This window comes from Brevibacillus sp. Leaf182, assembly GCF_001423865.2.
GTDB lineage: Bacteria > Bacillota > Bacilli > Brevibacillales > Brevibacillaceae > Brevibacillus > Brevibacillus brevis_C.
The window spans coordinates 84,469-105,426 of the sequence record NZ_LMPN02000036.1; the positions used below are offsets into that span (position 1 = coordinate 84,469).

Below are 20,958 nucleotides of genomic sequence, written 5' to 3' on the forward strand. Positions count from 1 at the left end.
ATCGGAGGGCATTCTTGATGGTTGATGTTACGAAGCAAATTCAACAAGTATTCGAATTGCAAAAGAAACAGCAGCATGTTGTCAAAGGAACAAGTGCCGCAGAACGTATCCAAAAATTATTGAAACTAAAAACAGCCATTCGTACGCACACTCCAGCTATTTTACAAGCGCTCCAGCAAGATTTGGAGAAGCCCTCTTTTGAAGCCGTGACAACAGAAGTACTCGGTGTTATTCAGGAGATTGATCGGTTCATCGCCAACTTGGAACAATGGATGCAGCCTGTTGAAGTCGATACGCAAAGCGTGGGGGCAACTGCGAAAATTATTTGGGAGCCAAAAGGACAGTGCCTGATTTTCTCAGCGTGGAATTTTCCATTTTACTTGCTATTTCTTCCGTTAATTCCTGCGATCGGGGCAGGCAACGTATGTATTTTGAAGCCTTCTGAAATGGCGCCAGCAACCAGTCGACTTGCGACAAAAATCGTTCGCGAGGTGTTCGAGGAGTCTGAGGTTGCGATTTTTGAAGGCGGAGTGGATGTTGCAGAAGCTTTGGTGGCGCTTCCGTTTCACCATATCTTCTTTACAGGGAGTACGTCGATTGGCAAGCATGTCATGCAGGCTGCTGCGAAACATCTGGCGTCCGTTACGTTGGAGTTGGGCGGAAAATGCCCTGTGATTATCGATGAACAGGTTGATTTAGAGAAAATGACTCCTCGCATTGCATTTGGCAAATATGCAAATGCCGGACAAATTTGCCTTGCCCCAGACTATGTTTTCGTTAAAGAAAATCAACTCGAAGAATTTGTTCAACACGTTGAAGCGTATGTCCAGCGTAGCTATTTTGAAAATGGGCAGCTTACCAAAACAGATATGGCCAAAATTATTAACGAACGAAATTTGCAGCGTTTACAAGGCTTGCTCGAAGATGCTGTAACAAGGGGGGCGAAAGTACGGTTTGGTGGTAAGATAGAAAATGGAAGAATTTACCCAACACTTTTAACCGATGTTCCTCTGGAAGCGAAAATCATGCAAGAAGAAATATTTGGACCGATCATGCCCGTCCTTACGTATACCGATTTGGATGAAGTGATTGACTATATTGGCGCAAAACCCAAGCCATTAGCTTTGTACATCTTCAGTGATAATCAACACGTTGTGGATGATGTTCTTGCCAGAACAACTTCTGGAGGAGCAACCGTGAATGATGTCATGCGACATATGGCAGAACCAAATCTGCCTTTTGGTGGAATCAACGAGAGCGGGATTGGAAGATATACAGGCGTTTATGGATTCAGGGAGTTCTCGCACGAACGAGGGGTTCTCTTCCAAGCGCCTGTGGGAAGCAATCCGATGGAGGAATTTGCTCGTGCTCCCTATAAAGGCAAGCTGGAGACGTTGATGCAAAGAATAAACTAATCCGATGTGCATGATTACGTTCTTTTCGAGGAGTGAGTAGCTTGAATAAACCTTGGCTCGCATTTTATCCTCAAGAAGTATCGCACGAAGTAGAGATCCCATCCATTACTATTTATGATCTGGTAGATCGAGCTGCTCGTCTGTATTCTTCCCATATTGCGATCTCCGACGGCGAGAGGGAAATCACCTATTTACAAGTGAAGGAAGCGTGTGAACGGATCGCGTCCGCCCTTTATCGACGCGGTTATCGGAAGGGTGATCGCATCGGGATCATGGTGCCCAACAGCATAGAATATGCACTATCTTTTTTTGCCATTCAACGCTTAGGTGGAGTGGTTGTTCAGGTCAACCCGAATTTTCAACCTGCCGAGTTGGAACATCTTCTCAAAGATTCAGATGCAACAGCGGTCATTGCTTTCCGGGAACAGAAAGAGAAGGTAAAGATAACCGGATTGGCTGAGCAAGTGACGTTCATCGCAGCAGATCGGGAAATTTTTGAGGAAGATAATCTGCATCATTGGATTCTTCATGAGAGTCCAGATTTGCCGGACCAGGACGTTCAACCTGAAGAACTTGCCGTACTCTCGTATACAGGAGGGACCACCGGCAGATCGAAAGGCGTCATGATCACACATGCCAACATGATAGCCAATCTCTATCAAGCATACGAAACAAATAAGTCCGTTTTAAGCCAAGAGGGGCACTGTCAGCTAGGAATTGGTCCACTCTACCACGGAATGGGACTGTTCAGCTTCATTCAGTTTGTTTATATGGGGGCAAAGTACGTACCTGTCGCAAAATTTGAGCTGGATCGTATTTTGGAATTCATCCGCAAGCATCAGCCTACCTATTTCGTTGGATCTCCAACGATGTATATTGCGATCTTAAATCATCCGGACTTACAGAAAGACGACTTATCGTGCTTCAAAATTTGTATAGGTGGATCAGCACCTTTGCCTGTTGAAGTGATGAAAAATTTTGAACAAAAAACAGGCGTTCCCATTGTCGAGGGTTATGGCCTTTCAGAAGCGACATGTATAGTGAGTCGCAATCCACTGAGTGGTCGACGAAAAGCAGGGAGTATCGGTCTGCCGCTTCCAAGTACAGAGATAAAAATTGTAGATATTGCTACCGGAACAAAGGAGATGCCAGTGGGAGAATCCGGTGAACTGATTATAAAAGGCCCGCAAGTGATGAAAGGATACTGGAAGAATCAACAAGAGACAGAGCGGACCCTACGTGATGGCTGGTTGTTTACAGGTGATATCGGAACCATGGACAGTGAGGGCTATTTCTATATTGTAGGCAGAAAGAAAGATATGATCATCACGGGCGGTTTTAATGTATATCCGGTCGAGGTGGAGGAAGTCATTTATCAGCATCCGGCAGTGGTGGAAGCGTGCGTTTACGGAGTTCCTGATCCATATCGTGGCGAGACAATTAAGGTCGTTATTGTTCTCGGCAGACAAGCAAACGTGACGGAAGAAGAGATCCGGAATTGGTGCAGGGAACGCTTGACCGCATATAAAGTTCCTCGCTTGATCGAATTTAGGGAAGCGCTTCCAAAAACCCATGTTGGAAAAATACTGCGTAGCAAATTGATAGAAGAAGAACGGAACAAACAAAATCGGTAATCAAGAGAAAAGAGAGGTGCTTGTCCATGAGAGCTGCCGTTTTAGAAGCGTTTAACGAGCCTTTGGTCGTAAGGGAAATCGCCGATCCGACACTGACTCCCGATGGGGTCATCATCAAATTAGAAGCGACAGGCGTATGCCGAAGCGACTGGCATGGGTGGACGGGACACATGAGTATGATTCAATCCTTTCCGCATATTTTAGGGCACGAGATGAGTGGAGTGGTTGAAGAGGTCGGTAAAAATGTACGAAATTTCAAAAAAGGTGAACGAGTAATTGTCCCATTTAATATCGGCGATGGGGTATGCCCACATTGTGTCTCAGGTCATCACAATGTATGTGATAATCTCAAATTGGTAGGCTTCGATTTGAATGGCGGGTTTGCGCAGTATATTCATATCGGAGAGGCAGACCAAAACCTCATGCATTTGCCTGAAAACATTGATTTCATTGAAGCAAGTGCAATGGGGTGTCGCTTCATGACTGCCTATCACGGGGTCATTACGCAAGGAAATGTGCGTCCCGGTGAATGGGTAGCCGTGTATGGCGCGGGTGGAGTAGGGCTCTCTGCTGTTCAAATTGCTGCTGCTGCCGGCGCGAATGTCATTGCGGTGGACATCGCGGATGAAAAACTGGCATTAGCGAAAGAATTGGGAGCAGTGGCTGTCGTAAACAGCAAGCAAGTAAACGCGCCAGAAGCGGTGCGCGAAATAACAAAAGGCGGTGCGAACGTCTCCATTGAAGCGCTTGGTATCCAAGAAACGTTTTTAAATGCGCTCTTGAGTCTCACAAAACGGGGAAGACATGTCCAGATTGGAATGAGCTCGAATCCGAACGGCGGTCTTACTCCCGTCCCTATTAACTTTTTGCTCCGGCAAGAAGCGCAGATTATCGGGTCGATCGGCATGCCTTTGCCTGAATTTTCAACGATGCTTCGTTTAGTGGAAAGCGGGCGTCTTGCCCCTGGGAAATTGGTCACGAAAACAATCTCCTTGGAAGAGATCCAAGCATCTTTTGAAGAAATGAATACGTATGCGGGTGTAGGAGTTACGGTGATTAACAAGTTCTAGGATGAACTGCCGCGCTTTACGGACCATCGCTCTTGCCGTAGCGATGGCCTTGGTGCTTTTTCCAAATGTATACAAATGGGGGCCCATGGACAAAATATCCGATGAATATTCAAAAAAAATAAACCTTTGGGGGTATAGAAATGGCAGATTCGAAAATTAATCAGTCATTGCCGGCGACGCCTTTTACTAAAAAAGCACAGGAGGCCGTTTATGCCGCTCTCCATTTTGAAGACAAGCAAGATTTCGAGGATGCAAATAGAGGCTACCTCGCTCCCATAGAAGCAAAAGTCATAAAAAATGAGGCTGGAAAGGTTGTTTGGGACATCGAAAAACTCGGGTTCCTTGATCAGCCAGCACCCGATACGGTAAATCCTAGCTTGTGGAGAAATTCTCAGTTGCATGCGATTACAGGGTTGTTCAAAGTACTAGAGGGCGTTTATCAAATTCGTGGACAATCTATCGTCACGACGTTTTTCATCGAAGGAAAAGAGGGAGTCATTGTTGTTGATACGTTAGCAGGGGTAGAATCCATGCAAGCCGCCATGGAGTTATATTATCAGCATCGTCCAAAAAAACCGGTTACCGCCATTATTATCAGCCAAAGTCACGGAGATCATTTTGCTGGTACCAAAGCAGCACTTCAGTATGCGAAGAATCCCGACATCCCGATTATCGCACCACAGCATTTTACAAAAGAAGCACTGAGCGAAAATGTGCTGCTTGGTACGATTATGGCTCGTCGTGCTGGGTATCAATTTGGTAAAAATCTACCCGTCAGCACTACTGGAACGATTTCTGTAGGGATTGGTCCTGTGACCAATTCGGGTACGTTCAGCTTTGCACTGCCTACGGTTGATATCGTAAACGAGACACAGACCATGGAAATCGACGGAATCACCTTCGAGTTTTTATTAACGCCCAATACAGAAGCACCTGCTGAAATGCATTTCTATATCCGCGATTACAAAGCATTGTTTGTCTCGGAAAATGCCAATAAAACCATGCATCAAATCTACACCGTAAGAGGAGCAAAAACGCGAGATGCTTTGCTTTGGGCAAACGCCCTGGATAAGACGATTGACTTGTTTGAGGCAGAAGAAATTGATGCCCTGTTAATGATCCATGCTTGGTCAGTATGGGGCAAAGAAAACGCCATTGCGCATCTGAAAATGCAGCGCGATCTGTATAAATACATGCACGATCAAACGGTGCGTTTAGCCAATCACGGATATACGATGGAGGAAATAGCAGAAACAATCAAGCTTCCCGACACCTTAGATACATACTGGGGAAATCGAGGGTACTATGGAACGCTTAAGCATAACGTAAAAGGGATCTACAACTTTTATCTCGGCTATTACAGTGCGCATCCTTCTGATTTGGACCCGCTGCCACAGGTGGAAGCTGCCGAGAAATATGTTCAGTACATGGGTGGGGCAAGTAACATTTTGCAGCAGGCAAATGCTGATTTTGAAAAAGGAGAGTATCGCTGGGTGGCGCAAGTACTCAAGCATGTGGTCATGGCTGATCCCACTCATACAGAAGCGAAGAATTTGCTGGCCAATGCGTTTGAACAATTGGGGTATCAAGCGGAATCCGCGAACTGGCGAAACATGTATTTGGTTGGGGCCGAAGAGCTGCGCAATGGGGTCAATAAGGACAACTCTCCAGTTGATGTATCGGGAATCATTACCTACATGCCCATTTCCGATTTCTTGACTCTGTTAGCCGTGAAACTTAACGGCCCAAAAGCAGAAGGCAAAAAGCTCACGATGAATGTAACGATCACAGATTCAGACCAATCGTTTGTTATGTATCTGGAAAATTCCGTTCTCGTGAACAAAGGAAATAAGCATGACACTCATCCAGACGTTACGATAGTTACGGATCGAATGAACTTCTTTGCATTGATGCTTGGTCGTCTGCCACTCGATCAAGCCATGGCAACGGGAAAAATAGAAGTATCCGGTGACGCGACTCATATCAACGCGTTTTTAGCATTATTGGACGACTTTGATCCATTTCCCGCTATTGTGACACCTTAATAGGAGCCCGTGAGTTGACCCTTGAGCAATCAAGGGTTTTTTGTTTTGGTTGTCGAGTGTCATCTTGTATAGATTTCATACAACTGTTTTAGATATGTACGATTTACTTACGCAAAGAACTTACATCGCATGCATTTTATTCAAATATGAACGAAGCATCTTTGGCATGGCATTTGCAATTCTATATAAACCAACACAGATGTTGTCTTCGTGCAACAGCAAAGCGAGGTGCGAGTATGTCCATTACAGAACGCCCAAAAAGGATAGAAGCGGGATTCGAGCAACATATTGGCATGCAAATTACGCGTATGGAAGAAGGTCATGTGGTAGTTGAGCTGCCCATCACGCCTGAATTGTTAAATGCCGGAAATTTGTTGCACGGAGGTGTCATAGCGAGCTTGCTCGATCACGTGATTGGTTTGACAATCCGCACGCATACGGGGCATCGCTTTGTCACGGTCAATTTAAACATTCATTATTTGGCCTCTGCCAAAGAGGGTGACCTCATCGTCGGAACAGCAAAAATCCGCCATATAGGCAAAAGTCTTGCAACAGGCGAGGGAGAAGTACGAAACGGTACAGGCAAACTTCTGGCGATAGCCAGCGCTACCTTTAAGCAGTTACCTTACAATCTGAATGAGGTGAAAGAATGAGCTTGTTACGAGGTTATAAAGTGCTAGATTTCTCGACTTTGCTACCAGGGCCTTTTGCCACGACTATGCTGGCAGATCTAGGAGCAGAAGTGCTTCGCGTGGAATCGTTCACCCGACCTGACAGTATCAGACAAGGCAAGCAAGTAGATGGGGGAGTAACGGCAGCCCATGGCTATTTGAATCGCTCGAAATCTTCCATCGCACTGGATCTTAAAAAGCAAGAGGCCGTAGAGATCGCAAAAGAGCTCGTGAAAGAATACGACATTGTCCTCGAGCAGTTCCGTCCAGGGGTCATGGAGCGACTCGGTCTTGGATTTGAGACGCTGCGAGCGATTAACCCACGACTAATCTATTGTTCCATCACCGGATATGGTCAGACTGGACCGTACCATCATCGACCTGGGCATGACAACAACTACTTATCCATTGCAGGAATCAATGATTACTCCCGGCGCAAAGGATCGCCTCCGTCTCCGCATGGTTTTCATATCGCAGATATTGCGGGTGGTTCGCTGCATTCCGTGATCGGGATGTTGGCCGCTTTACTGCATCGCGAGCGGACGGGTGAAGGTCAATACATTGATGTCAGCATGACGGATGCTACATTCGTACTGAATACGATCCATGGCGCTGGTTATCTTGCGTGCGGAGTGGAGCCGCAGGCAGAGGCCATGCGGTTAAACGGCGGGATCTTTTACGACTACTATGAAACAAAAGATGGACGGTATTTTTCTGTAGGAAGTCTCGAACCCCAATTTCGCAAGCTATTGTGCGAGGCAATAGGAGGCGAGGATCTGTTGCCATTGTCTTTCAGCGAATCTCCAGATGATGTCCAAGCTTTTAAAGATTATGTTCGTAACGCGTTTCGAGCGAAAACCTTCGCTGAATGGACAGCTATTTTTCAGGAGATGGAAGCGTGTGTTGAACCGGTACTCACTTTTGCAGAAGCGTGCGAGCATCCGCAATTGAAGGCGCGTGAGATGATTGTGGATGTACCGAAACCGGACGGAACAACACAGCGACAATTTGGTTTTCCAATCAAATTTTCCGCAGCCCAGCCAGAATATAAGCATATCGGAAGCAAACTCGGTGAGCATTCTATTCTGGTACTGAAAACTCTGGGTTATACCGACGAACAAATTGCAGTGCTTAAGGAAAAAGAGGTATTTGTATAACAGGAGTGTATGGATTTTATACATCCCTATCATTGCTTTTGTATTCAACACATACACAATGTGCAAAGAAACTTTGACAGAGTCGATCATTGGCGAAAAAACGTGTTGGCACGACATTTGCTTTACCTAATAGATGTGAAAAGTTCAGTGATCGTCCAAAGGGGGAAGAAGCATGAGTCGAAAAACAAAAGTCATCGGAGTAAATATGGTACCGTTTACAAAGCCTGGCTCGCATGAACCGTATGAAGTGATGGCATCCAAAGCAGTCAAAGGTGCAATAGAAGATGCGGGCATTCACTATTCTGACATCCAACAAGCTTATGCGAGCTACGTATATGGAGACAGTACATGTGGTCAACGAGCTTTGTATATGGTCGGGATGACAGGGATTCCAATCATTAACGTCAATAATAACTGCTCTTCCGGTTCTACTGCGTTATTTTTGGCGAGGCAAGCAGTCGAATCGGGTATGGTAGATTGCGCACTGGCAGTTGGTTTTGAAGAAATGAAACCAGGCGCATTGGCAAGTGTCTGGACAGATCGGACTCCTCCGTTAGGGTGGGCACAAAATCGCTTGAAAGAGCTGTGGCCAGACGTGCCGGATTCCACTTCGAACGCGATCAAGTTTTTTGGATCAGCAGGAAAGGAATACCTTGAAAAATACGGAGCCAACCCAGACATTTTTGCCAAAGTATCTGTGAAAACGAGAAGTCATGCCATTCAGAATCCTTATTCGCTTTTTCATAAGCCGCTGACGGTGGAAGAGGTATTAAACGCTCCAGCCTTAATGCCAAATTTGACACGGCTGATGGCTTGCCCCCCCACCTGCGGAGCAGCGGCAGCGATTGTGTGCAGTGAGGCCTTCGCGATCAAGCACGGGACTACCAATGCCGTAGAAATTGTGGGGCAGGCGCTCACAACAGACACCGATGTGACACATGAGTCTCTCCTCAATCTAGTTGGAGCGGACATGACCCGCCGTGCAGCAGATCAAGTCTATGAAATGGCCGGGATCGGTCCCGATGAGGTCAACGTAGTAGAGCTCCACGACTGCTTTACTCCCAATGAGGTTATTACCTACGAAGGCTTGGGGCTGTGTGAAGAAGGCGGGGCCGAAAAGTTCATCCGCGATGGCAATAACACATACGGTGGAACCTACGTTGTCAATCCATCAGGCGGTTTAATGTCAAAAGGTCATCCATTGGGTGCAACTGGTCTGGCACAATGCACCGAGCTAGTTTGGCAGTTGCGTGGCCAGGCGGACAAACGGCAGGTCGAGGGTGCGCGTGTCGCTCTCCAACATAACCTGGGCCTTGGCGGGGCGTGTGTCGTTACGATGTATCGTATCGGTTAATCAATCGTACTTGGAGGGATTATTGATGTCACAAACCATTCCGGCATCGAAGACGGCGACATTTGATTTATTTAAAAGAAATCGCCCTTTTCTTACACAAGAGCACGAGATGTTTCGCAGCTCTCTACGCAAGTTTCTCGAAAGGGAAGCCGTACCGAACATTGAGAAGTGGGAGGAAGAGCAATATACCCCACGTGAGTTTTATCAAAAAATGGGCGAGCAAGGGTTTCTATGCCCGCAAGTTGCACCTGAGTACGGCGGACTTGGACTCGATTTTGGTTTTAACATGGTTTTGGCCGAAGAATTGAGTCGGGTTGGAGTTGGCGGCTTGGCAAGTATGAGCAGTTCCATTATCGTTCCCTATTTGGAACGCTATGGTACCGAGAAGCAGAAGAAAAAGTACTTGCCCAAATGCGTATCTGGTGAGATTACGACAGCGATCGGCATGACGGAACCAGGCATCGGCTCCGACTTGGCGGGAATGCGGACAACTGCCGTGCGAGACGGAGACCACTATATCATCAATGGACAAAAAACGTTTATCTCTAATGGAATCAATGCAGGGCTATTCTTCATTTGCGTCAAGACAGACCCAACAGCTACGCCTGCTCATAAAGGGATCAGCATCCTTTTAGTTGAGGACGGTACACCGGGTTTTTCTCGTGGTCGCAAATTAAAGAAATTGGGGCAGCATTCTACGGATACGACAGAGCTGATTTTTGAGGATGCACGTGTCCCTGTATCCAATCTGCTTGGTGAGGAAGGCAAGGGCTTCTACTACCTGATGGATAAGCTGCAACAAGAGCGGATTATGATCGCAATTGGCGCGTTGGTTGTGGCTGAAGAGATGCTCAAGACGACCATGACTTACGTAAAAGAGCGACACGCTTTCGGTAAACCAATCAGTTCCTTTCAAAATACACAATTCGAGATGGCGGAGATGGCTACGGAAATTTCCATGGCTCAGACCTTTGTCGATGATCTGACCAACCGGCATATGAATGGCGAAAATGTATCGACGCAAGTCTCCATGGCGAAGTGGTCGATCACCGAAATGGCACGACGTATGTCCGTTAGATGCTTGCAGCTTCATGGAGGATACGGCTTCATGGAAGAATACGCCATTGCTCGTCGATATCGTGATGTCGCTGTCATGCCGATCTACGGTGGTACGACAGAAATTATGAAAAACATTATCGCAAAAAATCTCGGGATGTAGGCGTAATACTGTCCGCAGAGTTTTGGTGGACGAAGAGAAAAGAAAGAACAACTCAACCAGTTAATCGATGCCATAACAAGGAGGAAACTCATGAACAAACAAAAAGACGATCGAGTTGGGATCAAGCTGGAGCCTTTTACTTATAAAGTGGAGCGATGCAAAGTCAGGGAGCTATTGTACGCCCTTGATAATAATCAGTCCATTGGCGTTGAGGATGGGTTCATTCCCCCAACATTTCCCACTGTCATCGAATTTTGGGGTTCTCCATCGTCCGTCTCAAAGAATTTGGGTCTGAAAATTGAAAAAGTTCTCCACGGTGGACAGGAATATGAGTACCTAGGCAAAATCCGAATCGGGGATGACATAACGGTTTATGGAGAAGTGGAGGACGTATACACAAAAGCGGCCATGAACTTCGTCGTCATCAAAAAAGAGTTCGTCAATCAACATGGTGAAACCGTCGTCGTAGGACGCTCGACCATCATCGAAAGACACTAGGGGGTGAATGAATATGATCGGTAAACCATTCGAACCGCTATATAAAGAAGAAATAACTCATAGCCAGCTCGTCCGCTATGCCGGGGCCTCAGGTGATTTCAATCCTATTCATACAGTAGTGCCCGTTGCCGAAAAAGCGGGGCTTGGTGGCGTCATCGCACACGGCATGATGATCATGGGTTTTGTCGGGCAAGCAATCCATACGTGGTTTCATGTAGATGATCTCATGAAGTTCTCCGTTCGGTTTCGAGGCATGACGCGACCGGGAGAAAAAATCATCGTAAAAGGCTCCGTTGTAGCTGAAAAGGAAGATCGTTGGCTATGTGAAGCAGAAGCCGTCAATGAAGCAGGAGAAGTGAAGGTCAGTGCCCAGTTTGAAGTTAGAAAAGGATAATGAGGGAGGGTATCAAACATGATCAGTTTTCAGGTTTCAGAGGAAATCAAAGAGGTAATCTCCGCGATTTATCGATTCGTTGAAGTAGAAATTGATCCTCTTCGCAAGAAATATCAAAAAGAGCTGGAAAATGAAAGATATTTTTATGACGAGAATGGCTTGCTTTCACCTGGGGTACAAGAAGCGCTGAAACAAGTGCGCTTAAAATCAGCAGAAGCCGGATTCTATACGATGTTTGGTGAGTCAGAGCTGGGGGGATCAGGAGATGAATTTGGACCGATTTCTGTCGCTCTGATTTATGAAGCCATCATGAAAAAATACGGTCTGGACCCGTTAGTCATGGAAATGTTCCCAGCGGGTCTGTTTACAGGCGGACTCACACCAGCACTGTTGGGGATGCATCCTGATACCAAAGCCGAGTTATTGCCCGGTATCTCCAGTGGCGAAATTACGTTATGTTTCGGACTGAGTGAACCGGACGCTGGCTCTGATGTATGGGCGATGAAGACCAAAGCCGTGAAGGATGGTGAACACTGGGTTCTAAATGGAACGAAGCAGTGGATTACCAATGCGCATTACGCCAAATACGGGATCATTTTCGCCATCACCGATCCCGAACTAGTGGAAAAAAGAAAGGGCGGAATTACCTGCTTCCTTGTCCCGTTTGACGGAAAAACATGTGTAGCAACCTCATCCATTCCGTATATGGGACACTTGGGCTCGCGGATCGGGATCATTTCCATAGAAAATGCGCGCGTTCATGAAAAATATATCATTGGCGAATTGAATCAAGGTTTCGGTAAAGCCCTGCATGGCGTTGATGTGGGAAGGGTAGTTATGGCAGCGACATGTGTGGGTACGGCACAGTGGGCGTTGGACAAAGCCATCCAATACGCAAATGAACGCAAGACCTTCGGCGTCACAATCGGGAACCATCAGGCGATACAAATGATGCTCGCTGATTGCGCGATGGAGATCTATGCCGCACGTAATATGCTGCTGCATTGCGCGTGGAAAATGGAAAATCAAGAAAAGCTCCCGCTCAAGGAAATCTCGATGATCAAAGCGTATTGTACGGAAATGTTGCAGAAAGTCGTCGACCGATGCATACAAATCCACGGGGGCATGGGCTTAACGAATGAAATGAAGCTGGAAAAAGTATGGAGATGGGCAAGAACCTTGCGAATTCCTGACGGTACGACGGAAATCCAAAAGCGTACGATTGCCAGACGCTTGCTCCAAGGCGATCAAAGCTTTCAGTAGAATCTGGAGGAACCAGATGAGATTTCAAGGGAAAGTAGCTATCGTCACTGTAGGCTTCCCAAGCAATGAATCGGTGCAGGAAAAGACGCTCCGATTCATTGCCGGTCTTACTTGAGGAGGTTCATCCATGTTATCCTTCCTAAACTTTGTAGCATTTCTCGCCATAACAGGGTATGCCACATATTTATTCGTACAAATCGTGTACAGCCGAATCGCCTTTATCAAGCTCGGCAAAAAAGCAAACCTGAAGAAGGATGCCGCGATACGCATCCATGAATTTCTCACCCAAGTATTCGGCCAAACAAAGCTCTTGAAAGATCCGAAAAGCGGTGTCATGCACATCATCATGTTTTACGGCTTTATCATTCTTCAGTTTGGGGCGATTGAACTCATTATCAAAGGGTTCGTCAAAGGCTTTGAATACCCGCTGGGAGAGGCTCACAAGTATTTCAGTCTCAGTCAGGAGATTACGACTTTTCTCGTGCTGCTCGCAGTTGGTTATGCCTACTATCGTCGCTATATCGAGAAAGTAAAGCGTCTGAAACGAGGGTTTAAATCGGGGCTTGTGATTATCTTTTTAACAACACTGATGCTATCGATTTTCTTTACTTTAGCCTTCGAGCATCTATGGCTGGGAGATTCAGGTGGGGCGCATGCTCCTATCTCATCCTTGATCGCTAGCTTGTTCGCTGGCATGCCACCTGAGATAGCTGGTGTACTGTTCTATCTGTTTTGGTGGGTTCATCTACTTACGCTCCTTGCTTTTATGGTCTATGTCCCGCAATCCAAGCACGCGCATGTACTATTCGCGCCTGTAAATATCATGTTGCGCGATACCAAACCTGTCGGAAAGCTCACATCCATTGATTTTGAGGATGAAAAGCAAGAGACTTATGGTGTCGGAAAGATCGAGGATTTCCGGCAAAATCAGTTGATCGACCTGTACGCCTGCGTGGAATGCGGTAGATGTACCAATATGTGTCCTGCATCCGGTACTGGCAAAACACTATCGCCAATGGATCTGATTGTGAAAATGCGGGATCATTTGACGGAAAGAGGCTCAGCGATTACATCACGTACAGCATGGATGCCTTCCTTTGCGTTTGCGCAGGCAAAAGGGAGCTTCCCAATGCATGATGAAGTGGCTATTACCGCAGTACAAGCTCCTACGCTGATCGGAGACGTCATTACGGAAGAAGAGCTATGGGCTTGTACAACGTGCAGAAATTGCGAGGATCAATGTCCGGTAGCGAATGAGCATGTCGAAAAAATTATCGATATGCGCCGTTATCTCGTGCTAACGGAAGGCAGTATGCCGCATGAAGCATCTCGCTATTTCCAAAATATCGAACGACAAAGCAATCCGTGGGGGATTAACCGAAAAGAGCGGTTGAAGTGGCGAGAGGGGCGCGAAGACATCCAAGCGCCTACCGTGAGTGAGGTAGAGGAGTTCGAATATTTGTTCTTTGTCGGCTCCATGGGTTCGTTTGATCTTCGTAGCCAAAAGATCGCGCAGGCTTTCGTCAAAATTATGAATACCGCGGGCATTTCCTTTGCTGTTCTGGGCAATGAGGAGCGTAATTCCGGGGATACAGCTCGTCGGATGGGGAACGAGTTTTTATTCCAGCAGCTCTGCCAGGAAAACATCGCGAACTTCCAAGCTTATGGCGTCAAGAAGATCGTCACGATTTGCCCGCATACGTACAATACGTTTAAGCATGAATATCAAGAATTCGGGTTGGAGGCAGAAGTTTATCATCATACAGAATTGATCTGGAAGTGGATGCAGGAAGGGCGGATCAAGCCGACGAAGGAAGTCGATGAATCCATTGCTTATCACGACTCCTGTTACATCGGGCGCTATAACGATATTTACGATATCCCGCGACAAATCCTTTCCCACATTCCGGGTGTTCAAGTGCTGGAGATGACGCGCAACAAACAAGATGCGATGTGCTGCGGGGCAGGCGGCGGGATGATGTGGATGGAAGAAACACAAGGAAAACGTGTAAATATTGAGCGTACGGAGCAGGCACTCCGTCTGAATCCAACGACAATCGGCAGTAACTGTCCATACTGTCTGACCATGATAAGTGACGGGACAAAGGCAAAAGAGATGGAGCACCTCGTCAAAACGCTGGACATTGCAGAAATCGTGGAGAAAGCGATCTAAAAGAACGTCGAAAAAAGAGCGATAGACCGCTCTTTTTTTGTTTGGGGAGGATTTTTCGTGACAATCGGCATTAGATATATTATAGTAACTTTATTACTAAACGTAAGTTAAAAGCGCAACTTCATCACGGAATAGAGACGGTCGTTTATGGTCAGCTTGACAGTAGTACGAAGAACGCCCATGTATATAAGCGAGGAGGAACACGCTCATGAATTTTCATCAAAGTCCCCATACGTTTGTCCGACAGGTCAACCTCAAGGTGCAAAACCTCGATCGCTCCCTGGCTTATTATCAGGAGGTGATTGGATTCAAAATCTTGAACCAATCTGCTACAAAAGCGGAGCTGACTGCTGACGGCAAAACAGTGCTGCTATCCATCGAACAACTTCATGACGCATTACCGAAACAAAATCATACGACAGGTTTGTATCATTACGCGCTTTTACTGCCAAAACGCTCTGATTTGGCTAGCGTTGTGCGACACTTCTCTGCGTTGAATTTGCGTATCGGGTCTTCGGATCATCTCGTTAGTGAAGCGTTATACTTATCTGACCCCGATGGAAATGGGATTGAAATTTATGTCGATCGTGATTCTGATCAATGGAACTGGCATGATGGAACCGTAGACATGGCAACAGATCCATTGAATTTTACAGATTTGTTGTCCAGTGGGGAACAAACCGAGTGGAAGGGTCTGCCTGCTGGTACCATCATGGGACATATTCATCTGCATGTATCGAAGTTGAACGAAGCTGAACATTTTTATACCAAAGGACTTGGCTTTGAAGTAGTGAACCGATATGGAGCACAAGCACTGTTCATCTCCACTGGAAAGTACCATCATCATATCGGGTTGAATACATGGGCGGGTGTCGGCGCTCCACCGCCACATCCGAAGAGTCCGGGGCTAGAATCGTTTGTACTGGTGCTTCCGAATGAGAGAACGAGAAATCAAGTAATCACTCAGTTAAGAGAGATCGGTGCAAGTGTGCAGGAGGAGAGCGGTCATTTTGTTACGGAGGACCCTTCTGGCAATCGGATTCAACTGCACATATAATTGGAAGCCGCAGGAGAGCTTTCAGCTCGAAAAACGAAAACGACCTGTGGGTTGCATGAATGGTTTTCCAGCGTGCTACCTAACAGGTCGTTTACTTATCTCAGATATTGATTAATGATTAGTACTTTCTCGTGAGGATTCGAGAATGCTCTCCATCTACAGTGATTTCCCAGCCTCTTGGGATTTCATAAGCAAAGGCTGGCGAAGGGTGCTTGACCGCTTCAATGCTGGATTCAGTAGGGATACTGGTGATATTTACGATTTGTTTTTCATAGAGACTTACATTTACCACGACCCAGCCATATGGTACAGGCACCCCGGTACCGACCCATTTATTCTCCAGTTCTTGAGGTTGGTACCGTTTTTTATTCTCATTTCTGATATCGATATAAGCCTGTCTCTTGCTGTTATAACCTCGACCGATTTCTACCCAACCAGAAGGGATGTTAAAGCTTAAGCTTCTTTCCACTTGCCCATAATTAGCGCCAACAATATATTTCGCTACTTCATATCCAAGCTGTGTTCCACGATGTGGCTCTTTTTCAATCGAAATCCATCCATTCGGAAAGAACGTATCGTATGCCACAACTAACGTATCACCGTATTTCCAGTTTCCATCAAAGATATACTTTTGTGGACGGACGTTAGATTCTTTTGCTTTTCCTACCGCATCTGCTGTTTGAGTCGGGACGATCAGGAATGATGATGCCAAGACGAGAATACCCAAACTTCTTACCACGTTTTTCATAGCTTTACTCCTCCATATGAATGCAATAAGTAAAAAATGAATTTGAATAAGTGTGAGAATTCTAAACATATTTGAAATTTCCTTCTTTTTATGGAAAAAAATTCTTGTCCTAAAGTGTTCGAGGGAGTCGTGTCGTCGGAATTATAAAAAGTGAAACCTGTTGAAACTAAAAAATGGATATGATACAATGCTGTTAAATTAATGACGGGAGCTGAAAGGTATAATGGATTCTTTTCTTGCCTAAAAAATAAAACAAAAAAGCGATATCCTTCGCATGTTTTATTCTTTATACGCAAGAAAGTTACATTATCTTTTCACTCAATCAATATATCCATATCTAACTCTTGTTTGAGTTGGATTTGCTGTATTTATTTGAGCTACAAGAGAGGGTAACTTTCTTGTAGCTTTTCTATTTTTATACAGGAGGATGATTGTATGTCATTAATCAATGTAACTAACTTAACGTTTGCCTATGAAGGCAGTTTCGATCATATTTTTGAAAACGTGAACTTCCAAATCGATACGGATTGGAAATTGGGCTTTACGGGAAGAAACGGGAGGGGGAAGACGACCTTTCTCAACCTGTTGCTTGGTAAATATGAATACAGCGGAAAGATTAGTGCTCATGTCAGCTTTGAATACTTTCCTTTCCAAGTCGAGAACAAAGAATATCTGACCATTGATATCGTCCAAGACATTGTCCCGGACTATCAGTTATGGGAATTAATGCGCGAGTTCTCCCTCTTAAAGGTTTCAGAGGATGTTCTGTATCGTCCCTTTGAATCTTTGTCTAACGGGGAGCAAACGAAAGTAATGTTAGCCGCCTTGTTTCTAAAGGAAAACAGTTTTTTGTTAATTGATGAGCCAACCAATCACCTCGATATGCATGCAAGGGAGCTCGTCAGTGATTATCTCCATTCCAAAAACGGTTATATTTTGGTGTCTCACGACCGAGCATTTCTAGACAATTGTGTCGATCACATCTTGTCCATCAACAAGACGAACATCGAGGTGCAAAAAGGGAATTTCTCTGATTGGTGGGAAAATAAACAGAGACAGGATAACTATGAACTCGCTGAGAATGAGAAGCTCAAAAAAGACATTAAACGCTTGTCGGACGCAGCCAAACGTACAAGCAACTGGTCGGACGCTGTGGAAAAGACGAAAAATGGCACATTGAACTCCGGTTCCAAGTTAGACAAAGGGTATGTTGGACACAAGGCTGCGAAAATGATGAAACGCTCCAAATCGATGGAGCAAAGACAGCAATCCGCCATTGATGAAAAATCGAAGCTGCTGAAAAACATTGAAAACCAGGAAAGCTTAAAGATTGCACAGCTTGCTTATCATAAAAATCAACTGGCCGAACTGGAGAAGGTCTCGATTTCTTACGGAGAGAAGCTAGTTTGTGCAGATGTCAGCTTTACGATTGAGCAAGGAGAGCGTATAGCGCTGGCAGGCAAGAACGGTTCAGGAAAATCCAGCATTCTCAAGCTCATTTGTGGGGAGAACATCCAACATACGGGGACCTTCCGAAAGGGGAGTCAATTGAAAATCTCGTATGTTTCTCAAGACACTTCCCATCTAAAGGGCAATCTCACTGACTTTGCGCGAGACAACGGGATCGAAGAGAGCTTGTTCAAATCAATTCTGCGCAAGCTGGACTTTTCCCGCGTGCAATTTGAGAAGGATATCTCCGCTTTTAGTGGCGGACAGAAGAAGAAAGTACTCATTGCGAAAAGTCTTTGCGAGAAAGCACATCTTCATATTTGGGATGAGCCGCTAAACTTTATTGACGTCATTTCTCGCATGCAAATTGAAGAGCTGCTCCTGGAACACTCGCCAACAATTCTTTTTGTGGAGCATGACAGGGAATTTTGCAATAACATCGCTACAAAGATCGTTGAACTATAATAGGACGAAAAGTGTCTAAAAGAAAGAAGGTGGGGAGAACCGTTTCGTTTTCCTCACCTTCCTTTTTCATATGAGGTCAGGGTCTGTTCGTAAGGAAAATTGAGCAATCGAGAAGAAATAGTAAGCAGCGAAATATGGTAGTTTTTAGATAATACGTTTGAAAGAATGGCGGAGATCCAATGGGGAAAATAATTGCAAGCTATTGGCCGTTCCAAGAAGGAGATTGGGCTGAGGTGATATCATTGTTCCTGCAAGCGCGGGTCTTGTTCAAGGTTTGATCCATGCTGATTTACTTGATGAACTCCGAATGATTATTCATCCGGTCCTTATTGGGCAGCGGCAAACATTACTTTGACAACATTCATACACGTCACGACATGAAGTTGATAGAAATGAAGCTTTACGGAAAAAGTGGTTCCATACAACTACGATATGAGATCGGAAAGGCACAAGTAGAATAAAAAAGGTTTTTGTCCAATTTCTCAATTTCATGGATGGAGAAATTGGACTTTTTGGTTTTTGCACTAATTCGTTCGTAAAGCAGGGTATACGAAAGCCTTTAACGTAACACCCGTAAAGGAACATCCAGAAGCCTTTGGATGACCGCCACCACCGTAATGCTGGGCAATCACAGACAGATCCACGTCTTCTCGAATGGTTCGAAAGCTAATTCTACCTTTTCCAGGATCGAGCATCGCGACGAAATCAATCATCTCCGCATTTTTACATAAGAAATTCCCTGTCGTGGAGTGATATTGCTCGAGGAAAACCACGCCCACTTGATACGTTTTTGGCTCGTCTAAATCAATTTCAACCGGAATCAGCTTCATTTGCTTCAGCTTTTTTTGCTCAAACTCATCGATTCGTTTTTCTTCTGTATAGATGAGGATCGATTCTACTTCCTCAAATACGAATTGATCTGTATGAGCACCTTCACCACGCAAGCGCCCCAGTACATTTTGAACAAACGTGTCTCGCTCGACCATATAGAATAAAATGTTCAGTTGATTGGCTTGTACAGTACCGGTTGCATCCCAGTCCCACGTATCAAAGGCACGAACCAGCTCCACATAGTCAGAGAGAACGCTAGTAGGAATCAGATATCCCTGCTTTACCAGGTAATCATAATAGAGGCTTGTTGCTGAAGTCTTTTTCCCTGATTCTTCCGTAATAACCGTTGCCCATTCGTACTTGGAGGTCAATGGCAAGGCGGTTGGGTGATGATCGATCAAGACAAACGCATGACCCTGATCGATCTTTTTCTGAATGAGCGTTGCGACCTCGTCATTGACACTTACATCGGTAATCACGACATACATATCGGGGGTGAGTTCTTCTTCGATAAACTTTTGTACGTCTTGATTAACAGTGTAAGGAGTTACCCCGCGGGAATCGACTTCTTGCTTGGAAAAAGCAATTTGACTCAGGATCGCACAGGATACGCCATCCAAGTCCTTATCACTGAAGTGAATGATTTTTTGATGATTCATTGGGCATCTCCTTATGAATTGAGTCCGTCGTCCAATTTGTACTGCTTTCAATCATCTTTCCCATTCAATAAGACGTGCTTGCACGAAGACAACAATTGGTGATTATTTGCAATTTTAATTTGATTGTATTATAATGCTTTGGTTCAAAGAACTCCACGTTTAGTTCAACCGATCGGGCGTGTTCGCGGTGATTCGTGATCGCTCTTCTTTCTATTACGCGAGTAAAACGGTGGAGAGACTAAGTAAAAGGTGGTCCTCAACATGAAAAAGTCTACATTGATCCCCGCTGTACTCCTGCTCGCAGTCCTGACTGCTTGCGGCAACACGCAGCCTACAGAGCAACCAGCAAATCAAAATCAAGCGGCAACAGGCACCCAACAGCCAGCAGGTGAAGCAACTACGCAAAAACCTGAAGAAGCGAAAAAAGAAGAGCTACAGGTGATCGCTGCTCCACAGGAAATCGTAGTGTACAAGCAAGGGGAAAAAACATCGCTGAAGCCGGAAGATGATAAATTCAAGGAAATTCTTGCGCTCATGAACAAACGCTTTGAAACGCCAGCGAGCCAAATGCGTTTTGACGAGAGCACCCAAGCGGTGGAGAAGGACAAGAAAGAGGCATTGGCGGTTGAATTCAACTACGCTGAAGTAACGACAAATACTTTGCCAGCGACTGTTGGTACAGATAACAAAGCAGAAGTAAAGGCGAAGACACTGTTCTTCGTATTGAGCGGAGAAAACAAAGACCATATGTTTGATTCAGAAGATGGCAAAGCTTATGGAACTGCACCGCTGCAATTGACCGAATCCACTGAACTGACCGAGCTGTTGAATAAGTAATCGAACGACCCAGACTGTC

Annotated in this window: 18 protein-coding genes; 16 read left to right on the plus strand and 2 right to left on the minus strand. The window is 45.5% G+C overall.

Going from position 1 to position 20,958, the window contains the following annotated elements; translation table 11 throughout:
• Nucleotides 1-17 precede the first annotated feature (17 nt).
• The 13 genes from ASG16_RS26905 (at nt 18) to ASG16_RS26965 (ending at nt 15,950) form a co-directional block, all read left to right on the plus strand.
• Nucleotides 18-1,415 (plus strand): aldehyde dehydrogenase family protein, encoded by a 1,398-nt coding sequence (locus tag ASG16_RS26905; protein ID WP_056494313.1) that lies wholly within the window; start codon nt 18-20, stop codon nt 1,413-1,415.
• A gap of 32 nt (nt 1,416-1,447) precedes the next feature.
• Nucleotides 1,448-3,049 carry a long-chain-fatty-acid--CoA ligase gene (locus ASG16_RS26910; RefSeq protein ID WP_056494310.1) on the plus strand — a complete coding sequence of 534 codons (1,602 nt, stop codon included), beginning with the start codon at nt 1,448-1,450 and terminating at the stop codon, nt 3,047-3,049.
• Between the two features lie 26 nt (nt 3,050-3,075).
• Nucleotides 3,076-4,119: a zinc-dependent alcohol dehydrogenase family protein gene (locus tag ASG16_RS26915; RefSeq protein ID WP_056494306.1), complete on the plus strand. Its 1,044-nt coding sequence runs from the start codon at nt 3,076-3,078 to the stop codon at nt 4,117-4,119.
• A gap of 140 nt (nt 4,120-4,259) precedes the next feature.
• On the plus strand, nt 4,260-6,164 hold the full coding sequence (locus ASG16_RS26920) for an alkyl/aryl-sulfatase (protein WP_056494302.1): 1,905 nt from the start codon (nt 4,260-4,262) through the stop codon (nt 6,162-6,164).
• Between the two features lie 236 nt (nt 6,165-6,400).
• Nucleotides 6,401-6,817, plus strand: a complete 417-nt coding sequence (locus ASG16_RS26925; protein ID WP_056494300.1) for a PaaI family thioesterase — start codon at nt 6,401-6,403, stop codon at nt 6,815-6,817.
• Nucleotides 6,814-7,992 carry a CaiB/BaiF CoA transferase family protein gene (locus ASG16_RS26930; RefSeq protein WP_056494298.1) on the plus strand — a complete coding sequence of 393 codons (1,179 nt, stop codon included), beginning with the start codon at nt 6,814-6,816 and terminating at the stop codon, nt 7,990-7,992. Before ASG16_RS26925 ends, ASG16_RS26930 begins: the two co-directional genes overlap by 4 nt.
• Nucleotides 7,993-8,164: 172 nt before the next feature.
• On the plus strand, nt 8,165-9,346 hold the full coding sequence (locus tag ASG16_RS26935; protein WP_056494295.1) for a lipid-transfer protein: 1,182 nt from the start codon (nt 8,165-8,167) through the stop codon (nt 9,344-9,346).
• 25 nt (nt 9,347-9,371) lie between these two features.
• Nucleotides 9,372-10,565, plus strand: coding sequence for an acyl-CoA dehydrogenase family protein (locus ASG16_RS26940; RefSeq protein WP_056494292.1), 1,194 nt, complete (start codon nt 9,372-9,374; stop codon nt 10,563-10,565).
• Nucleotides 10,566-10,655: 90 nt separating this feature from the next.
• Nucleotides 10,656-11,063: an FAS1-like dehydratase domain-containing protein gene (locus tag ASG16_RS26945; protein ID WP_056494288.1), complete on the plus strand. Its 408-nt coding sequence runs from the start codon at nt 10,656-10,658 to the stop codon at nt 11,061-11,063.
• Between the two features lie 13 nt (nt 11,064-11,076).
• The gene (locus ASG16_RS26950; RefSeq protein WP_056494287.1) at nt 11,077-11,457 is read left to right on the plus strand and encodes a MaoC/PaaZ C-terminal domain-containing protein; all 381 of its coding nucleotides are present in this window, start codon (nt 11,077-11,079) and stop codon (nt 11,455-11,457) included.
• A gap of 18 nt (nt 11,458-11,475) precedes the next feature.
• Complete coding sequence (locus tag ASG16_RS26955; protein ID WP_082517287.1) at nt 11,476-12,720, plus strand: acyl-CoA dehydrogenase family protein; 1,245 nt, start codon at nt 11,476-11,478, stop codon at nt 12,718-12,720.
• A gap of 127 nt (nt 12,721-12,847) precedes the next feature.
• Nucleotides 12,848-14,893 (plus strand): (Fe-S)-binding protein, encoded by a 2,046-nt coding sequence (locus ASG16_RS26960; protein WP_056494284.1) that lies wholly within the window; start codon nt 12,848-12,850, stop codon nt 14,891-14,893.
• 208 nt (nt 14,894-15,101) lie between these two features.
• Entirely contained in the window at nt 15,102-15,950 is an 849-nt protein-coding gene (locus ASG16_RS26965) for a VOC family protein (RefSeq protein ID WP_056494280.1), read from the plus strand.
• Nucleotides 15,951-16,068: 118 nt separating this feature from the next.
• Here the strand turns inward: ASG16_RS26965 and ASG16_RS26970 are convergent, their stop codons facing one another.
• Nucleotides 16,069-16,698, minus strand: a complete 630-nt coding sequence (locus ASG16_RS26970) for a hypothetical protein (RefSeq protein WP_056494277.1) — start codon at nt 16,696-16,698, stop codon at nt 16,069-16,071.
• 435 nt (nt 16,699-17,133) lie between these two features.
• On the opposite strand from ASG16_RS26970, the gene ASG16_RS26975 reads away from it, so the two are divergent.
• Nucleotides 17,134-18,612, plus strand: coding sequence for an Lsa family ABC-F type ribosomal protection protein (locus tag ASG16_RS26975; protein ID WP_056494274.1), 1,479 nt, complete (start codon nt 17,134-17,136; stop codon nt 18,610-18,612).
• Nucleotides 18,613-18,853: 241 nt separating this feature from the next.
• Complete coding sequence (locus ASG16_RS31695; protein ID WP_370444420.1) at nt 18,854-18,967, plus strand: dihydrofolate reductase family protein; 114 nt, start codon at nt 18,854-18,856, stop codon at nt 18,965-18,967.
• A 169-nt stretch (nt 18,968-19,136) separates the two neighbouring features.
• Here the strand turns inward: ASG16_RS31695 and ASG16_RS26985 are convergent, their stop codons facing one another.
• Complete coding sequence (locus tag ASG16_RS26985) at nt 19,137-20,102, minus strand: DHH family phosphoesterase (RefSeq protein WP_056494271.1); 966 nt, start codon at nt 20,100-20,102, stop codon at nt 19,137-19,139.
• 261 nt (nt 20,103-20,363) lie between these two features.
• Between ASG16_RS26985 and ASG16_RS26990 the strand changes: the two genes are divergently transcribed.
• Nucleotides 20,364-20,939 (plus strand): hypothetical protein, encoded by a 576-nt coding sequence (locus ASG16_RS26990; protein WP_056494268.1) that lies wholly within the window; start codon nt 20,364-20,366, stop codon nt 20,937-20,939.
• The last annotated feature ends 19 nt before the right edge of the window (nt 20,940-20,958 follow it).

What these genes read in the sequence shown, in the direction of transcription:
- ASG16_RS26905 (WP_056494313.1), top strand. Translation starts at nt 18, where the DNA reads ATGGTTGATGTTACGAAGCAAATTCAACAAGTATTCGAATTGCAAAAG.
- ASG16_RS26915 (WP_056494306.1), top strand. Translation starts at nt 3,076, where the DNA reads ATGAGAGCTGCCGTTTTAGAAGCGTTTAACGAGCCTTTGGTCGTAAGG.
- ASG16_RS26920 (WP_056494302.1), top strand. Translation starts at nt 4,260, where the DNA reads ATGGCAGATTCGAAAATTAATCAGTCATTGCCGGCGACGCCTTTTACT.
- ASG16_RS26925 (WP_056494300.1), top strand. Translation starts at nt 6,401, where the DNA reads ATGTCCATTACAGAACGCCCAAAAAGGATAGAAGCGGGATTCGAGCAA.
- ASG16_RS26930 (WP_056494298.1), top strand. Translation starts at nt 6,814, where the DNA reads ATGAGCTTGTTACGAGGTTATAAAGTGCTAGATTTCTCGACTTTGCTA.
- ASG16_RS26935 (WP_056494295.1), top strand. Translation starts at nt 8,165, where the DNA reads ATGAGTCGAAAAACAAAAGTCATCGGAGTAAATATGGTACCGTTTACA.
- ASG16_RS26940 (WP_056494292.1), top strand. Translation starts at nt 9,372, where the DNA reads ATGTCACAAACCATTCCGGCATCGAAGACGGCGACATTTGATTTATTT.
- ASG16_RS26945 (WP_056494288.1), top strand. Translation starts at nt 10,656, where the DNA reads ATGAACAAACAAAAAGACGATCGAGTTGGGATCAAGCTGGAGCCTTTT.
- ASG16_RS26950 (WP_056494287.1), top strand. Translation starts at nt 11,077, where the DNA reads ATGATCGGTAAACCATTCGAACCGCTATATAAAGAAGAAATAACTCAT.
- ASG16_RS26955 (WP_082517287.1), top strand. Translation starts at nt 11,476, where the DNA reads ATGATCAGTTTTCAGGTTTCAGAGGAAATCAAAGAGGTAATCTCCGCG.
- ASG16_RS26960 (WP_056494284.1), top strand. Translation starts at nt 12,848, where the DNA reads ATGTTATCCTTCCTAAACTTTGTAGCATTTCTCGCCATAACAGGGTAT.
- ASG16_RS26965 (WP_056494280.1), top strand. Translation starts at nt 15,102, where the DNA reads ATGAATTTTCATCAAAGTCCCCATACGTTTGTCCGACAGGTCAACCTC.
- ASG16_RS26970 (WP_056494277.1), bottom strand. Translation starts at nt 16,698, where the DNA reads ATGAAAAACGTGGTAAGAAGTTTGGGTATTCTCGTCTTGGCATCATCA.
- ASG16_RS26975 (WP_056494274.1), top strand. Translation starts at nt 17,134, where the DNA reads ATGTCATTAATCAATGTAACTAACTTAACGTTTGCCTATGAAGGCAGT.
- ASG16_RS26985 (WP_056494271.1), bottom strand. Translation starts at nt 20,102, where the DNA reads ATGAATCATCAAAAAATCATTCACTTCAGTGATAAGGACTTGGATGGC.
- ASG16_RS26990 (WP_056494268.1), top strand. Translation starts at nt 20,364, where the DNA reads ATGAAAAAGTCTACATTGATCCCCGCTGTACTCCTGCTCGCAGTCCTG.